This window comes from Actinomadura nitritigenes, from assembly GCF_017573545.1.
Taxonomy (GTDB): domain Bacteria; phylum Actinomycetota; class Actinomycetes; order Streptosporangiales; family Streptosporangiaceae; genus Spirillospora; species Spirillospora nitritigenes.
The window spans coordinates 1-15,457 of the sequence record NZ_JAGEOK010000043.1 but is presented as its reverse complement, the minus strand read 5'-3'; the positions used below and the strand labels follow the sequence as shown (position 1 = coordinate 15,457).

The 15,457-nt window shown below is 72.6% G+C and carries 13 protein-coding genes and 1 pseudogene; 6 read left to right on the top strand and 8 right to left on the bottom strand.

What is annotated here, in order from left to right; genetic code table 11:
* Positions 1-69 precede the first annotated feature (69 nt).
* A complete protein-coding gene (locus J4557_RS42610) occupies positions 70-1,356 on the bottom strand; it encodes a KamA family radical SAM protein (RefSeq protein WP_208272571.1) in 1,287 nt (428 codons plus the stop codon).
* Positions 1,357-1,742: 386 nt separating this feature from the next.
* On the opposite strand from J4557_RS42610, the gene J4557_RS42605 reads away from it, so the two are divergent.
* From J4557_RS42605 to J4557_RS42595, 3 genes are read left to right on the top strand one after another with little or no spacing between them, the layout of a single operon-like run.
* Positions 1,743-2,546 (top strand): DUF998 domain-containing protein, encoded by an 804-nt coding sequence (locus J4557_RS42605; protein ID WP_307800521.1) that lies wholly within the window; start codon positions 1,743-1,745, stop codon positions 2,544-2,546.
* A complete protein-coding gene (locus tag J4557_RS42600) occupies positions 2,543-3,553 on the top strand; it encodes an alpha/beta hydrolase (protein WP_243777254.1) in 1,011 nt (336 codons plus the stop codon). Before J4557_RS42605 ends, J4557_RS42600 begins: the two co-directional genes overlap by 4 nt.
* Complete coding sequence (locus J4557_RS42595; protein ID WP_208272527.1) at positions 3,550-3,903, top strand: hypothetical protein; 354 nt, start codon at positions 3,550-3,552, stop codon at positions 3,901-3,903. The genes J4557_RS42600 and J4557_RS42595 overlap by 4 nt, the downstream gene beginning before the upstream one ends.
* A gap of 69 nt (positions 3,904-3,972) precedes the next feature.
* Here the strand turns inward: J4557_RS42595 and J4557_RS42590 are convergent, their stop codons facing one another.
* The gene (locus J4557_RS42590) at positions 3,973-4,371 is read right to left on the bottom strand and encodes a hypothetical protein (protein ID WP_243777253.1); all 399 of its coding nucleotides are present in this window, start codon (positions 4,369-4,371) and stop codon (positions 3,973-3,975) included.
* Positions 4,372-4,633: 262 nt separating this feature from the next.
* Here J4557_RS42590 and plsX point away from each other — a divergent pair.
* From plsX to argS, 3 genes and pseudogenes are all read left to right on the top strand, one after another.
* Positions 4,634-5,710, top strand: a pseudogene (gene plsX, locus J4557_RS42585) (phosphate acyltransferase PlsX); the annotation flags it as partial.
* A 223-nt stretch (positions 5,711-5,933) separates the two neighbouring features.
* The gene (locus tag J4557_RS42580; RefSeq protein WP_372442582.1) at positions 5,934-8,342 is read left to right on the top strand and encodes an HAD-IC family P-type ATPase; all 2,409 of its coding nucleotides are present in this window, start codon (positions 5,934-5,936) and stop codon (positions 8,340-8,342) included.
* Positions 8,343-8,405: 63 nt separating this feature from the next.
* Positions 8,406-10,151 (top strand): arginine--tRNA ligase, encoded by a 1,746-nt coding sequence (gene argS, locus J4557_RS42575; RefSeq protein WP_208272524.1) that lies wholly within the window; start codon positions 8,406-8,408, stop codon positions 10,149-10,151.
* Between the two features lie 5 nt (positions 10,152-10,156).
* Here argS and J4557_RS42570 read toward each other — a convergent pair whose 3' ends face one another.
* From J4557_RS42570 to deoC, 6 genes are all read right to left on the bottom strand, one after another.
* Positions 10,157-11,098 carry an LLM class flavin-dependent oxidoreductase gene (locus tag J4557_RS42570; protein ID WP_307800520.1) on the bottom strand — a complete coding sequence of 314 codons (942 nt, stop codon included), beginning with the start codon at positions 11,096-11,098 and terminating at the stop codon, positions 10,157-10,159.
* The gene (locus J4557_RS42565) at positions 11,095-11,346 is read right to left on the bottom strand and encodes a DUF2630 family protein (RefSeq protein WP_190860363.1); all 252 of its coding nucleotides are present in this window, start codon (positions 11,344-11,346) and stop codon (positions 11,095-11,097) included. Before J4557_RS42565 ends, J4557_RS42570 begins: the two co-directional genes overlap by 4 nt.
* A 167-nt stretch (positions 11,347-11,513) precedes the next feature.
* Positions 11,514-12,452 carry a hypothetical protein gene (locus tag J4557_RS42560; protein WP_208272523.1) on the bottom strand — a complete coding sequence of 313 codons (939 nt, stop codon included), beginning with the start codon at positions 12,450-12,452 and terminating at the stop codon, positions 11,514-11,516.
* An 84-nt stretch (positions 12,453-12,536) separates the two neighbouring features.
* Positions 12,537-13,397 carry an aldehyde dehydrogenase family protein gene (locus J4557_RS42555; protein ID WP_208272522.1) on the bottom strand — a complete coding sequence of 287 codons (861 nt, stop codon included), beginning with the start codon at positions 13,395-13,397 and terminating at the stop codon, positions 12,537-12,539.
* Positions 13,390-14,820, bottom strand: coding sequence for an aldehyde dehydrogenase family protein (locus tag J4557_RS42550; protein ID WP_208272521.1), 1,431 nt, complete (start codon positions 14,818-14,820; stop codon positions 13,390-13,392). Before J4557_RS42550 ends, J4557_RS42555 begins: the two co-directional genes overlap by 8 nt.
* A 2-nt stretch (positions 14,821-14,822) precedes the next feature.
* On the bottom strand, positions 14,823-15,457 hold a 635-nt coding region (gene deoC / locus J4557_RS42545; RefSeq protein ID WP_208272520.1), incomplete at its 5' end, for a deoxyribose-phosphate aldolase.

The following is a 15,457-nucleotide window of genomic DNA, read 5'->3' as shown; positions in this document are numbered from 1 at the left end:
CCGCCATGCTCGCCGCGCGCCCGGTGGCGCCGCCTGAGTACCGCTACTCAGGCGGCGCCCGGAAGGTACCTACTTCTCCCAGGGGAAACGGTCGGCGAAGGCGGGCTTGAGGTCGTCCAGCCAGGCCGCGTCGGGGTCGTACTTGGCGAAGAACGGCTTGCCGACCAGGTCCGCGTCGCGGCACTGGATGAAGTGCAGGACGAACACCTTCTCGCCCATCAGGTCGACGACGCCGTCCACGCACACCTTGCCGGGGGTGGCGGACATGGACGGGCCCCGGACGGTCCTGGAGAGCCCCGAGACGTTCTTGTAGGCGTCCCGGTAGATCTCGTAGGCGCGGGCGAGCGGGACGGCGAAGTAGTCCTGCGGACCGGTGTCGCGCTCGACGAACATGTAGTACGGGACCAGACCCATCCGGGTCTGGGTCCGCCACATGCTCTCCCAGGTCGCGGAGTCGTCGTTGATCGTCCGGATGAGGGGGGCCTGGGTCCGGATGACCGCGCCGGTGTCGCGGATGCGGCGGCACGCCTCGGCGACCATGAGCGGCTCCAGCTCGCGGGGATGCGAGAAGTGCGCCATGAAGGCGAGGTTCTTGCCCGACTCGACGACCTGCTCGAACAGCCGGAGCATGTCGTCGGCGTCCGGGTCGGTGACGAACTTCTGCGGCCAGTACGCCAGCGACTTGGTGCCGATCCGGATGGCCTCCAGCTGCTCCAGTTCCAGCAGCGGCTCGACGTAGCGGCGCAGCACCGGCTCGCCCATGATCATCGCGTCGCCGCCGGTGAACAGGACGTTCGTCACCTGGGGGTTGGCGAGGAGGTAGTCGCGCAGCGCGGTCGGCTCGTCACCGGCCATCTTCAGGTCGGGCTCCCCGATGAACTGCGCCCAGCGGAAGCAGTAGGTGCAGTACGCGTGGCAGGTCTGCCCCTGCTTGGGGAAGTACAGGACCGTCTCGCCGTACTTGTGCTGCATCCCGGGGATCTTGCCGTCCCCGAAGCTCGGGATGTTGAGCTCCATCTGCCCGGCGGGGTGCGGGTTCAGCTTCATCCGCACGGCGTGCGCGGCGGCCTCGACCTCTGCCTTGGGAGCCTCGCGCCGCAGCAGGTCGGACAGGCGTGCGACGTCCTCGGCGGGAAGCATGTCCTCCTGCGGGAACACCAGCCGGTAGATCGGGTCGTCCGGCGCGGCCGACCAGTCGATGAGCTCCTCAATGACGTAGGCGTTGGTCCGGAAGGGCAGGACCGTCGCGACCGCTCGGGTCGCGAGCCGCTGCTCGGGCGACAGACCGGCGCGAGCGGTGAGCTCGTCCAGGTGCTTCGCCGTGAAGGCGCGGAACTTGCGACCTGTGGATCGCATCTCGGGAGCCGCGTCGTTCACCAGTGTCACGTGTTGGTACTCCTTGATGTCATGGGGGAAAGCGGGCCCCCGGGCGCGTCGTCACGGACGGTGATCAGAAAGCCGCAGGACACCCCCATTCAACCGTTTGGGACCGGTTCATACTGTATTGATACCCCGTACATGGTAGGGAAAAAGCTGGTCAGCCCCGACCCCGACAAATCGCCCCTGCATCATCGTGGACGCCCCGCCCCATGTTCAACGACTACGGCACGTCAACCTCTCCGTCACGACGGGGCCACGCTTCGGCCAGCGGATACTCCGGAAACGGCGCCCCAGGTCACACGCTGACACGATGTTCGGAAATACTGGCGAGGGCGGCACCGCGGACGGGCGAAGGGGCTGGTGTGCACTCCCATGACACGGACAGTCCGGCCGAGCCGGCCGATGGCCAGGGTGAAATCGCGCCCCGACCCGGCACCGGCGGACCGGATCTCCAGGAGCCCGGCGGCCCCGGGGCGGCCCCGCGCTACGTGATCGTCCTGGCGTTCCTCGCCGCGCTCTTCTACGCCTCGTTCGTCCTCGAGAACGTGCTGAGCCCCGACCTCGACGTCGTCAACGGCTACGTCAGCGAGCTGTCGGCGATCGACCAGCCGTTCCACCTCGTGTACAGCGGCGGCGACCTGATCACCGGGGTCCTGTCGATCATCGTGTCGGCGAGCACGCTGCGCCGGCTGCGGCGCCGGCCGCTGGCCACCGCCGGCTGGGCGTTCCTCGGCCTGTTCGGGATCTGGGCGATCGGGGACGCCTCCTTCCCGCTGGACTGCGCCCCGAACCTGGAGACGTGGTGCGCGCTGCGGGAGCGCTCCGAGCACGTGTCGTTCTCGCACGAGTTCCACTCCGTCACCAGCACCGTCGTGATCACCTGCGGGGTGATCGCGCTGTTCCTGCTGTCGCTGGCCGCGCGCCGCTACGGGTGGTGGCCCGTGCTGGCCCGCTGGGGCTGGGTGGTCGCGGCGGCCGAGACCGTGTTCGCGCTGAGCACGCTGCTCGCGATGTACCTGGGCCGCTGGCTCGGCATCATCCAGCGCGTGCAGATCAGCGTCCTGTGCGGCGGGCTGCTGCTGATCGCCTGGGCGCTCTACGCCGACCGCCGGAACGCCGGGCGGGCCCCGGCCTCCCCGCCGCTACGGGAGAAGACGCACCTATGAGCGACAGCAGTGCCGTGAACGACGGCGACACCATGAACGACGGCGGCACCGTGCTTGAGGGCGGCACCGTGCTTGAGGGCGGCACCGCGGTCGAGGGCGGCACCGTGCTTCAGGGCGGCGCCGCGCACGACGGCCGCGCCGCCGTGAGCGAGGTCGTGAACGTGGGCCGCGAGCAGGTCCACGTCGTCGAGGAGGGGCCTGCGGACGGGCCGCCGCTGCTGCTGAGCTCCGGCCTCGGCGGCGCCTGGTTCGACTGGCGGCCCAGCGTCGACCTGCTGCGCGACCGGCACCGGGTGATCGCCTTCGACCGCCCGGGGCTCGGCCTCAGCCCCGCCGCGATCGCCCCGCCGACGCTGCGCCGCGAGGCGGACGTCCTCGCCGCCCTCGCCGAGCGGGCCGGCCGGCCGGTGATCGCGGTCGCGCACTCGATGGCCGGGTTCCACGCCGAGGCGCTCGCCCGGCTCCGCCCGGACCTGGTGCGGGGCCTGGTGCTCGTCGACCCGAGCTACGAGCCGCACCCGCACGAGCTCGTCCGGTTCGCGGCGGCCGTGACGCCGCTGGCGACCACGACCGGGGTCCTCCTCGGCGCGACGCGGCTGGCGCGGGTCCTCGGGCCGATCGGGCGCCGCGCCGTCCTGAAGCACACCAGCCGGCGCGACGAACCGGTCCCGGACGCGGTCGTCCGCTCGGTGTACGGGCGCGGGACCGTCCTCGGGACGGTCATCGCGGAGGACCTCGCCTACCGGGAGCAGGCCGTCGACCTGGCGCGGCTCCGCGAGCGCCGCCCGTTCCCGGCCGTCCCGGTGGTCGTGCTGACCGCGCTCGGCGACGTCAGGGGCGGGGCCAAGAAGCGCGAGTGGTCGGAGGCGCACGCGCGGCTGGCGGAGATGACGCCCTACGGCGGCCAGGTCGACCTCCCGGACGCGCGGCACATGGTCCAGCTCGACCGCCCGGACGCCGTCGCCGACGCGGTCGCGGCGGTGCTCCGGGCGGAGGAGACGGCATGAGGCGCGCCCTGGCCCTGGTGCTGGCGGTGGTGCTGGGCGCGACCCTGTCCGGGTGCAAGGTGATGCAGCGGATCTCCGAGGAGTCCTACCGCAACGCCGTCACCGACGGGGTCGTGGCCGAGCTGAAGAAGCGGGACATCCGGCTGAAGGCCCGCCCGTCCTGCCGGACGCCGAAGACCGGCGACACCGTCCGGGTGTCCTGCACGGCGAGGACGAAGGCGGGGCAGCCCGTCGTGGTGACCGGCACCGCCCGCGACGCCGACAGCGCGCACCCGGTCGAGGACTACACCGTCACCGTCGCCGGGCGGAAGGTCCTGCACCAGGGCTGCCTCGGCCTCGGCTGCTCCTGACCGCGTCCCTCCCGGGCGCGCACGTCCCGGGCGCGCACGTCCCGAGCGCGCCGCTCCCGATCCGCCGCCTCAGCCGCTCTTCTTGTGGCAGGAGGCGCCCAGGCACTGCGCGTTCTCCACGACCGGGCGGCCGTCCACGAGGATCGTGAAGTAGTTCCTCTTGGCCTCCTGCTCGCCGCTGCCGAGCACCTTGACCTGCTTGTTGTCGGCGGTGGTGCCGGTGCAGGACACCCGCATGCTCTTCCTCGTCCAGCCGGGCAGGTCCTCGCACTTCAGCGGCGACCGCAGGTTCACCCCGCGGACGCTCAGCTCGTCGGCGGCCTTCGCCGGCATCGCCTTGCGCAGGGCCGCCTGCGTCTTGTAGGTCAGCTCACCGCCCGAGGTGACCAGGAGCCACGCGGCGCCGCCCGCGACCAGCAGGACGAACAGCACGGCGGAGCCCAGGATCAGGGCCTTCTTGCGATTCATCACCATTTCCACGTCCGGTACATCACCGTCCGTACTGGATCACATGCGGCGAGTGCCGGACTTTTCCCTGATCATGCGCATTCGTTGCCCGTGCGCGCGGGCCGTCCGGCGCGGCGGGCGCGGCGGGAGCGGCGTTCCCGGGCGCGTGAGGCTCGCCACCTCGGGGCCGCGCACCGCCAAGGCACCCGAACCGAGGACTTACCATGCGATGAGCTGCGGATCTCGCGCGCGCCACCCGTCCCTCTCCCTCCTGGAGCGACCCATGACCGGTCAAGGCGAGCCGCCGCGCCCGGCGGCCCGCCGTCCGGCGACGGTGCGGCCGCTGCCGATCGCGGTCGACACGATGGGCGGCGACCACGCCCCCGGCGAGATCATCGAGGGCGCGGTCGAGGCGGTCCGCGCGCACGGCGTGCGGGTGGTGCTGGTCGGGCAGGCGCCGCGGATCCAGCGCGAGCTGGACCGGCACGGCGTCGCCGGGAAGATCCCGATCGTGCACGCCGAGGAGGCCCTCGACATGGGCGAGGGCGCGCTCGCGAGCTGGCGCAAGCCGAAGTCGTCGATCGCGATCGCCTGCCACCTGATCAAGCAGGGCCGGGCGTCGGCGCTGGTGTCGGCGGGCAGCACCGCCGGGGTCGTCGCGACGTCCCGGCTGCGGCTGAAGGGCCAGCAGGGCGTGATGCGGCCCGCGATCGCGGTGACGCTGCCCACCTCGCCGCGCCCGACGATCCTGCTGGACGCGGGCGCCAGCGTGGACGTGAAGCCGGAGGGGCTCGTCCAGTTCGCCGCGCTCGGCACCGCGTACGCGCAGATCCTGCTGGGCGTGGAGCGTCCGAGCGTGGGCCTGCTGACGATCGGGGCCGAGCCGGGCAAGGGCAACAAGGTCACCAAGCGGGCGTACGAGCTGCTGTCCGGCGGCAGCCACGGCATCGAGTTCGCGGGGAACGTGGAGGGCCACGACCTGCTGAGCGGCGAGGTGAACGTGGTCGTGACCGACGGTTTCACCGGCAACGTCGCGCTCAAGACCATGGAGGGCACGATCCGGACCGCGTTCTCGGAGATCCGGGGCGCGATGACCGCGAGCGCGCCCGCGCGGGTCGGCGCGCTGCTGCAGCGCCGCCGGCTGCTGGAGCTGCGCGAGCGCCTCGATCCCGACACCTACGGCGGCGGCGTCCTGCTCGGCCTGAACGGGACGGTCGTGATCGCGCACGGCGCCTCGCACGCCCGCGCGATCACCTCGGCGTGCGAGCTGGCGCACCGGCTGGCGGCCGGGCGGATCGTGGAGCGGATCCGCGAGCAGGTCGGGGCGACGCGGACGTCCCGGTTCGGCCGGTGGACGCACGGCGAGCGCGACTCTCAGGCCGACAGGGCCGACAAGGCGGACAGGGCCGATAAGACCGACAGGGCGGACAGGGGGCCGAAGTCCCCCGAGCGTCCGCCGGAGCCCTCCAGGCCCGCGGAGCCGGCGCCGGAGGCCACGGCACCGGCCGGCGACCGCGCCGCACCGGAACGGACCGAGCCGCCCGCCGCGACATAGTCCGGGACGGGCCGGGGAGATCGCCGGTGTGAACGGGGTGCCCGCGGCGGCCGAGCAGGGGCTGACGGGCGCCGAGGTGCGCGAACGGATCGAGGCGGGCCGCGCCAACGACGTGCCGCGCCGCTCCAGCCGATCGGTGCCGGAGATCGTCCGCGCGAACGTGCTGACCCGGTTCAACGCGCTGATCGGGTCGCTGCTGGTGCTCGTGCTGATCTTCGGGCAGTGGCAGGACGCGCTGTTCGGCCTGATCATCGTGGCGAACTCGGCGATCGGCACCGTCCAGGAGCTGCGCGCGAAGCGGACCCTGGACCGGCTCGCGGTGATCGGCGAGACGCCCGTGCGGGTGCGCCGGGACGGCGCCGTCCGCGAGGTCGCGCAGCAGGAGATCGTGCTGGACGACCTGATCGTCCTCGGGCCCGGAGACCGGATCGTCGTGGACGGCGGCGTGGTCTCCTCCGACGGCCTGGAGGTCGACGAGTCGCTGCTCACGGGCGAGGCCGACGCGGTCCGAAAACCGCCCGGGGAGCAGGTGCGGTCGGGCGGCTTCGTGGTGGCGGGCGGCGGCGCGTTCACCGCCGCGAAGGTCGGCCGGGACGCCTACGCGGCGCGCCTGGTCGAGGAGGCGAGCCGGTTCTCGCTGGCTCACTCGGAGCTGATGGCGGGCATCAACGCCTTCCTCAAGTACGTGACCTGGCTGATCGTCCCGGCCGCCGTCCTGCTGTTCGCCACCCAGTTCTCCTCCGCAGGGAACGCCTCGGACGCGGTGGTCGGCGCGGTCGCGGGCGTCGTCACGATGGTCCCCGAGGGGCTGGTGCTGATGACCAGCATCGCGTTCGCGGTCGGGGTCGTCCGGCTCGGGCGGCGGCGCTGCCTGGTCCAGGAGCTGCCCGCGATCGAGGGCCTGGCCCGGGTGGACGTGCTGTGCGTCGACAAGACCGGCACGCTCACCGAGCCCGGCATGGACCTCGCCGACGTGGTCGTGCTCGGCGACGGCCTGCCCGCGCGGGAGGCGCTCGCGGCGCTCGCCGCGTCCGACCCCGATCCGAACGCGACGATGCGGGCCGTCCTGGACGGGCTCCCGGCGCCCGCCGAGCCCTGGGCGGCGACCGGGACCGTCCCGTTCTCCTCGGCCCGCAAGTGGAGCGGCGCGGAGTTCGGCGGCCGCGGCTGCTGGGTGCTCGGCGCGGCGGACGTCCTGCTCCGCCCGGACGACCCGGCCCGCCGCCGGGCCCGTGAGCTGGGCGCCGGCGGGCTGCGCGTGCTGGCGCTCGCCCGCGTGCCGGACGGCTCGTTCGGCGACCCGGACCGGCTCGACGTGGCGGCGACCGCGGAACCGGCGGCGCTCGCGGTCCTGCGGCAGAGGCTGCGGCCGGAGGCGGCGCCCACCCTGCGGTACTTCGCCGGGCAGGGCGTCGCGGTGAAGGTGATCTCCGGCGACGACCCGGTCTCGGTCGGCGCGATCGCCCGCGCCCTCGACCTGAACGGCGCCGGCCACCCCGTCGACGCCCGCACGCTCCCCGGCGACCCCGCGGCGATGGCGGACGTCCTGGAGGCGAACTCGGTGTTCGGGCGGGTCGGGCCGCAGCAGAAGCAGGCGATGGTCCGCGCGCTGCGGTCGAAGGGCCACACGGTCGCGATGACCGGCGACGGCGTCAACGACGTCCTCGCGCTCAAGGACGCCGACCTCGGCGTGGCGATGGGGTCGGGCAGCGGCGCGACCCGGGCCGTCGCGCAGGTCGTGCTGCTGGACAACGGCTTCGCGACGCTGCCGCACGTCGTCGCCGAGGGGCGGCGCGTCCTCGGCAACATCGAGCGGGTCGCGAACCTGTTCCTCACCAAGACCGTCTACTCGATCATCCTGGTGGTGCTGGTCGGGCTCGTGAACGTCCGGTTCCCGTTCCTGCCCCGGCACCTGACGCTGATCAGCTCGCTGACCATCGGCGTCCCGGCGTTCTTCCTGGCGCTCGCGCCGAACGCCGAGCGGGCCAGGCCCGGGTTCGTGCCGCGCGTGCTGCGGTTCGCGGTCCCGGCGGGGATCGCCTGCGGCGGCGCCACGTTCGCGGGCTACTACCTGGCCACCGAGCGCCCCACTGGTGACTTCGCCGACGACAGCACGACGGCCTCCATCGCCCTGTTCGTCCTGACCCTGTGGGTGCTGGCCCTCATCGCGCGGCCGTGGAACCTGTGGCGGCTCGGCCTGGTCGCGGCGATGGGCACGGCGTTCGCCGTCGTCCTGGGCGTCCCGCCGCTGCGGCGCTTCTTCGCCCTCCAGACCGGTCAGACGCGCAACGACGCGGTCGCGCTGGCGATCGCGATCGCCGCGGCGGTGCTGCTGACCGTCGCGCTCCGGTACGTCCCCGACCTCACCGCGAGGCTCCGCGCTCGCGCCGGAAGGCTCCGCGCTCTCGCGGTGAGGCTCGGCCGCAGGACGCCGTGACGCGCCGCCCGCGCGGCCGAAAACCCGTGCCATGCGGTAGGCGCGCGCCGATAACCTTGGAACATGCCCGATCCGCAACTCGTACTCGCCGCCCGGGTCCAGGACGCGCTGAGCGCCGCCTTCGGACCGTCGTACGCGGACGCCGACCCGGTCATCCGGCCGTCGCAGTTCGCCGACCTTCAGGCCAACGTGGCGCTGCCGCTGGCCAAGAAGCTGGGCCGCAAGCCGCGAGACGTGGCCGACGAGATCGTCAAGCACCTCGACGTCGCCGGCGTCGTGTCGGACGTGCAGGTCAGCGGGCCGGGCTTCATCAACCTGACGCTCAGCGACGCATGGATCGCCGGCGAGGCGCAGCGGGCCCTGGAGGACGCGCGGCTCGGCGTCCCCGCGACCGGCGCGCCGCAGAAGGTCGTCGTCGAGTACTCCTCGCCGAACGTGGCGAAGGAGATGCACGTCGGGCACCTGCGGACCACGATCGTCGGCGACGCGATCGCCCGCATCCTCGACTTCCTCGGCCACGACGTGGTCCGGGACAACCACGTCGGCGACTGGGGCACCCCGTTCGGCATGCTGATCGAGCACCTGCTCGACCTCGGCGAGGACGCCGCCGCGCGGGGCGACTCGTCCGTCAGCGACCTCACCGCCTTCTACCAGGCCGCCCGGACGAAGTTCGACGGCGACGAGGGGTTCGCCGACCGGTCCCGCAGGCGGGTCGTCGCGCTGCAGGCGGGCGACCCCGAGACGCTGCGGCTCTGGAACGTCCTCGTGGACGTGTCCAAGAAGTACTTCAACTCCGTCTACGGGCTGCTCGGCGTCACCCTCACCGACGACGACATCAAGGGCGAGAGCTTCTACAACGACCTGCTCGCCCCGACCGTCCAGGAGCTCGAGGACAAGGGCATCGCGGTGATCAGCGACGGGGCGCTGTGCGCGTTCCCGCCCGGCTTCACCGGCCGCGAGGGCGAGCCCCTCCCGGTGATCATCCGCAAGAGCGACGGCGGCTACAACTACTCCACCACCGACCTCGCCACGATCCGGTACCGGGTCGACACCCAGCACATCGACCGGATGATCTACGTGGTGGGCGCGCCGCAGTCGCTGCACTTCCAGATGGTCTTCGCGGTCGCCCGGATGGCCGGCTGGCTGAACGACGACGTCCGCGCCGACCACGCGCAGATCGGCAACGTCCTCGGCACCGACGGCAAGATCCTGCGGACCCGCGCCGGCGGCACCGTCAAGCTCGCCGAGCTGCTGGAGGAGGCCGTCGAGCGGGCCGGCACGGTGTTCGACGAGATCCAGCACGACGAGCCGTTCGACGACGCCACCCGCGCCGAGATCGTCCAGGACGTCGGCGTCGGCGCGGTCAAGTACGCCGACCTGTCCGTGGCGCGCGACAGCGAGTACGTCTTCGACCTCGACCGGATGATCTCGTTCAACGGCAAGACCGGCCCGTACCTGCAGTACGCGGCCGCGCGGATCCGGTCGATCTTCCGCAAGGGCGGCCTCGCCCCGGACGAGGCGACCGGCCCGATCACGCTCACCGATCCGGCCGAGCGCGCGCTGGCCCTGCAACTGCTCGGCTTCGGCGCGGTCCTGGAGCAGGCGGGCGAGACGGCCGAGCCGCACAAGCTGGCGACCTACGTCTACTCGGTCGCCGACGCCTACACCACCTTCTACGAGAACTGCCCGGTGCTGAAGGCTCCGGACGAGGCCACCAAGGCGTCTCGCCTGGCCCTGTGCGCCGTCACGCTCCGCACCCTCACCACCGGCCTCCACCTGCTGGGCGTCCCCACACCGGAACGCATGTAGCGGGGTCAGTGCGCGGGAGCGGCCTGCGCCGGGGCGGCGTGCCGCGCCGGCCCGGCGGAGAGGCCCCGCCTCTCGCGGGCGGTCTGCTCGCGGACCGCGGGGACGACCTCCAGCGCGAAGATCGGAAGCTGCTCGGGGTCGCCGCCGAACAGGAACGTGTCGACGCCGTGGCCCACGGCCAGCTCCGTCATCTCGTAGACCCACTGGCGCGGCGGGCCGTGCAGGAAGCCGCGCGAGTCCCGCGCGTCGATGGAGCCTTCGAGCAGGTAGACGCGGCGCAGCTCGGACGGGGCGCGGCCCGCCCGGACGGCGGCGTCGTCGAGGCGGCGCTGCCCCTCGGCGAGCCGCTTCGGCGGGACGAGCGACGACGGCGCGATCCAGCCGTCGGCGACGCGCCCCGCGAGATCGAGCGCGCGCGGCCCGGTCACCCCGAACCAGATCCCGATCTGGTGGGCGGGCGCCGGCCCGGCCTGCGCGGCGGCGAACCGGTGGTGCTCGCCCTGGAAGCGCAGCCCGTTCTGGTCGCTCCAGTGCAGCCGGATGATCTGCACCGCCTCCTCCAGGGAGCGGCGCGCGGCGGCGGTGCCGAGCCGCCGTCCGCCGTAGGACTCCACGCCGTCCCAGGACGTGCCGGCGCCGAGCCCGAGCTCCACGCGCCCGCCGTTCAGGGCGTCCATCGTGGCGAGCGCCTTGGCCAGCAGCGCGGGCGGCCGGAGCGGCAGGCACGCCACGGCGGGCAGCACGCGGATCCGGGACGTGACGGCCAGCGCGGTCGCCATCAGCGTCAGCGCGTCGGCGGTGTCGCGCAGGTACGGGCGGTCCCGGACGCCGAGCAGGTCGAGCCCGTACCGGTCCGCGTCCTGCGCGATGCGGACCAGCGGCGCGGACGCGTCCGGCGCCAGCGACAGGCCGAAGCGCAGCGGCCGCCGGGTCAGGGGCTGCGTCACTGCAGGTACCCCTCGACCTCGTCCGGCGGGCGGACGTGCGCGTCCGCGTCGCCGGGGTCGCTGCCCGCGTCGATCCGGGCGCGGCGGCGGCGCAGCAGGTCCCAGCACTGGTCGAGGGCCACCTCGAGGTCCTCGAGCCGCCGGTGCTCCTCGTCGCGGTCCAGGTCGCCGCGCTGGTAGCGGTCGCGCAGCCGCTGCTCCTCACCGACGTACTCGTCGATGCGCGCCAGGATGTCCTTCTCGTCCAATGGGCCCTCCCGTGAGCCGGCCGTCGTGGATCGCCGGCCGGCGGAGTGCGGTGCGCGGCCGGCTCCGCCCGCGGGCCGCCGCCGCGTCCCGCAGGGCGCGGCGCCGTGCGCCGGGCGGGTCGGTATCCCCCTGGGGCGGACCCCCGGGGACGCCGTCCGGGCGACGGTCAGCGCTCGCGCTGGCCGGCGCTGGTCAGGCCGCTCAGGAAGCCGCCGTCGGTACCGGTCGAGTGCTGCAGACCGTTGGAGGTCTTGGGCTCGACCAGCGGTCCGGCGGGCGGCGCGGTCGCCGACTCGGCGGTCCGGCGTGCCGTGGTCCCGCCCGCTCGCGGGCGGGTCGCGGCGGCCCCGCCCGCCCCGGCGGCGCCCGCCTTGCGGGCGGTCCCGGACGAGCGGGATGTGCCGCTCTTGCGGGCGGTGCCGCTCCGGGTGCTCGCGGTCGTCCGGGACGAGGACGCGGTGGACTTGCGCGCGGCGCTCGTCCGCGGCTTGGCCGCCGTCGTCTTCTTCGCGGTCGACGGCCGGGTCTTGGACGCCGTGGTCTTGCGCGCCGTCGACTTCGGCGAGGACACCCGCGCCGACGTCGTGGACCGCGAGCGGCTCGCCGCCGAGGTGGACTTGCGGGCCGTCCCGGACGTGCTCTTGCGCGCGGTGGTGCCCGTCTTGCTCTTGGCCGCCGTGGAACGGGCCGCCGCCTGCTGCTTCCCCATGTCCTTGGCCGCGGCGTTCATCGCCTTGGCGGCGTCGGTCATCGCCTTGGTGGCGGTGGTCATGGCCTTGGTCATCGCGGTCATGGCCTTGGCCGACGAGGACGCCTTGGTCGCCACCGACTTCATCTGCGTGGCGGCGGCCTTGGCCTGGTCGGCGGCCTTGGTGACGCGCGTCGACGCGGCCGTGGACGTCCGGCTCGACGCGGCGCTGGTCCGCTTCGCCGGAGTCTTCCTCGCGGTCGAGCGGCTGGTCGTGGACCTCGACGGCGACTTGGCGGCCGAGGTGCTCTTGGAGGCCGTCTTCTTGGCGGCCGTGGACTTGTTCGCCGTGGTGCTCTTCGTACGAGCGGCCGTACCTCGGCTCGTCGTCGTACGCGATGCGGTCTTGGTAGGCACTGATCTACCCCCCGTGATGATCAGTTACGGGGGGTTCTATTCCACCGTTCGTGACGCTCTACACACTCCACGCCATTTCCACTTTCAGACGCCCACGGGATGCCACACCGTCTTGACCTCCAGAAACGCCGTCATACGTGCGGTTCCGGGGTCGCCGGACCAGTCCTCGGCGGCGCGGAAGACGCGCTTGAGGTTCTCGGCCGCGCCGTCCTCCAGAGCGGGCACGTCGGCGTCCGGGACGCCGGTGAGGTCGATGGCGTTGACGTCCATGTGGGTGGCGAGCCAGGGGGCGAGTTCGGTGCGGTGTCCGGTGAGGATGTTGATGACGCCGCCGGGCAGGTCGGAGGTGGCGAGGACTTCGGCGAGGGTGATGGCGGGGAGTGGTGCGGGTTGGGGGGCGATGACGACGGTGGTGTTGCCGGTGACGATCGCGGGTGCGATGACCGAGACCAGGCCGAGCAGGGGTGAGTCGGGGGCGATGACGGCGACGACGCCGGTGGGTTCGGGGGTGGAGAAGTTGAAGTACGGTCCGGAGACGGGGTTGGCGGCGCCGGTGACGGCGGTGATCTTGTCGGCCCATCCGGCGTACCAGACCCACCGGTCGATCGCGGCGTCCACTTCGGCGGCTGCCTGTGTTTTGGACGCGCCGGCGTGCCGGAGTTCGGCGGTGAACTGGTCGCGGCGGCCTTCGAGCATCTCGGCGATGCGGTAGAGGATCTGGGCGCGGTTGTAGGCGGTGCGGCCGGACCAGCCGGGGAAGGCTTTGCGGGCGGCGGTGACCGCGTCGCGGACGTCTTTGCGGGAGGCGTGGGCGGCGTTGGCGATGAACCGTCCTTTGGCGTCGGTCACGGGGTAGGACCTGCCTGACTCCGATCGGGGGAACGCGCCGCCGATGTACAGCTTGTAGGTCTTGCGGACGGTGAGCCGTTCAGTCCGTTCAGGCATTGAGGTAGGCCTCCAGTCCGTGGCGTCCGCCTTCGCGGCCGAACCCTGATTCCTTGTAGCCGCCGAACGGGGAGGCCGGGTCGAACTTGTTGAAGGTGTTGGCCCACACCACCCCGGCGCGCAGCCGCTGCGCGGTCCACAGGATCTGCGAGCCCTTGTCGGTCCAGATCCCCGCCGACAGCCCGTAAGGGGTGTTGTTGGCCTTGGTGACGGCTTCGTCGGGGGTCCGGAACGTCAGCACCGACAGCACCGGCCCGAAGATCTCCTCGCGGGCGATCCGATGCGAGGCCGCCACCCCGGTGAACACCGTCGGCGGGAACCAGAACCCGCGGTCGGGCAGCTCACAGGCCGGGGACCAGCGGGCCGCGCCCTCGGCCTCGCCGGCCGCCGACAACTCGCGGATCTTGGTGAGTTGCGCGGCGGAGTTGATCGCGCCGATGTCGGTGTTCTTGTCCAGGGGGTCACCGACCCGCAGCGTCGCCATCCGCGCCTTCAGCCGCTCCAGCACCTCGCCGGCGACCGACTCCTGCACCAGCAGCCGCGACCCGGCGCAGCACACGTGCCCCTGGTTGAAGAAGATCCCGTTGACGATGCCCTCGACGGCCTGGTCGAGCGGCGCGTCGGCGTAGACGATGTTGGCGGCCTTCCCGCCCAACTCCAGCGTCAGCCTCTTGCCGGTCCCGGCGAGGGTGCGGGCGATCTGCCGTCCGACATCGGTGGAACCGGTGAAGGCGACCTTGTCGACACCGGGGTGGGCGACCAGCGCGCGGCCGGTGTCACCGGCGCCGGTGATGATGTTGACGACGCCGGGCGGCAGGTCGGCCTGGCGGCAGATGTCGGCGAACAGCAGCGCGGTCAGCGGCGTGGTCTCGGCCGGCTTCAGCACCACGGTGTTGCCGCAGGCCAGCGCGGGCGCGATCTTCCACGCCAGCATCAGCAGCGGGAAGTTCCACGGGATCACCTGCCCCGCCACCCCGACCGGCCGCGGGTCCGGACCGAAACCGGCGTAGCCGAGTTTGTCGGCCCAGCCGGCGTAGTAGAAGAACCACGCCGCGACCAGCGGCACGTCCACGTCCCGGGACTCGCGGATCGGTTTGCCGTTGTCGATCGACTCCAGCACCGCCAGCTCACGCGACCGCTCCTGGATGATCCGCGCGATCCGGTACAAGTATTTGGCGCGCTCGGCGCCCGGCATCGGCCCCCACACCCGCTCAAAGGCGACGCGGGCGGCCTTAACGGCACGGTCCACATCGGACTCATCAGCGCAGGCGACATCGGCCAGCACACTCTCATCGGCCGGGTTGATCGTCTTGAACGGCTCACCGTGCCCATCGACGAACTCACCATCGATGAACAGCCCGTAGGAGCCGCGGATGTCGACGACCGACGCCGACTCAGGCGCAGGCGCGTACTCGAACACCATGATCAGTCCAGGGTGAAGTAGTCGGGACCGGAGTACACCCCGGTGGTCAGCTTGCGGCGCTGCATCAGCAGGTCGTTCAACACCGACGACGCGCCGAGGCGGAACCACTGCGGGGTCAGCCAGTCCGGGCCCGCGGTCTCGTTCACCAGCACCAGGTACTTGATCGCGTCCTTGGTGGTGCGGATCCCACCCGCGGGCTTCACACCGACCTGGCGGCCCGTCGCCGCGCGGTAATCGCGGACGGCCTCCAGCATCACCAGCGTCACCGGCAGCGTCGCCGCCGGGGACACCTTCCCGGTCGAGGTCTTGATGAAGTCCGCGCCCGCCCGCATCGCCAGCCACGACGCCCGCCGCACATTGTCCAGCGTCGCCAGCTCACCGGTCTCCAGGATCACCTTCAGGTGCGCGTCGCCGCACGTCTGCTTGACCGCGGTGATCTGCTCGAAGACCGTCCCGTAGTCGCCGGACAGGAACGCGCCCCGGTCGATCACCATGTCGATCTCGGTCGCACCCGCCTGCACGGCCGCGCGGGTGTCGGCGAGCTTGGCCTCCAGCGGCGCCCGCCCCGACGGGAACGCCGTCGCCACCGACGCGACCCCCACCCCCGACCCGTCCAACGCCGCCACGGCCGTCTCCA

Bases quoted from the DNA above. Each gene is read 5' to 3' on its own strand.
- J4557_RS42610 (WP_208272571.1), bottom strand. From the start codon at position 1,356: ATGCGATCCACAGGTCGCAAGTTCCGCGCCTTCACGGCGAAGCACCTG.
- J4557_RS42600 (WP_243777254.1), top strand. From the start codon at position 2,543: ATGAGCGACAGCAGTGCCGTGAACGACGGCGACACCATGAACGACGGC.
- J4557_RS42595 (WP_208272527.1), top strand. From the start codon at position 3,550: ATGAGGCGCGCCCTGGCCCTGGTGCTGGCGGTGGTGCTGGGCGCGACC.
- J4557_RS42590 (WP_243777253.1), bottom strand. From the start codon at position 4,371: ATGAATCGCAAGAAGGCCCTGATCCTGGGCTCCGCCGTGCTGTTCGTC.
- argS (WP_208272524.1), top strand. From the start codon at position 8,406: ATGCCCGATCCGCAACTCGTACTCGCCGCCCGGGTCCAGGACGCGCTG.
- J4557_RS42555 (WP_208272522.1), bottom strand. From the start codon at position 13,397: ATGCCTGAACGGACTGAACGGCTCACCGTCCGCAAGACCTACAAGCTG.
- J4557_RS42550 (WP_208272521.1), bottom strand. From the start codon at position 14,820: ATGGTGTTCGAGTACGCGCCTGCGCCTGAGTCGGCGTCGGTCGTCGAC.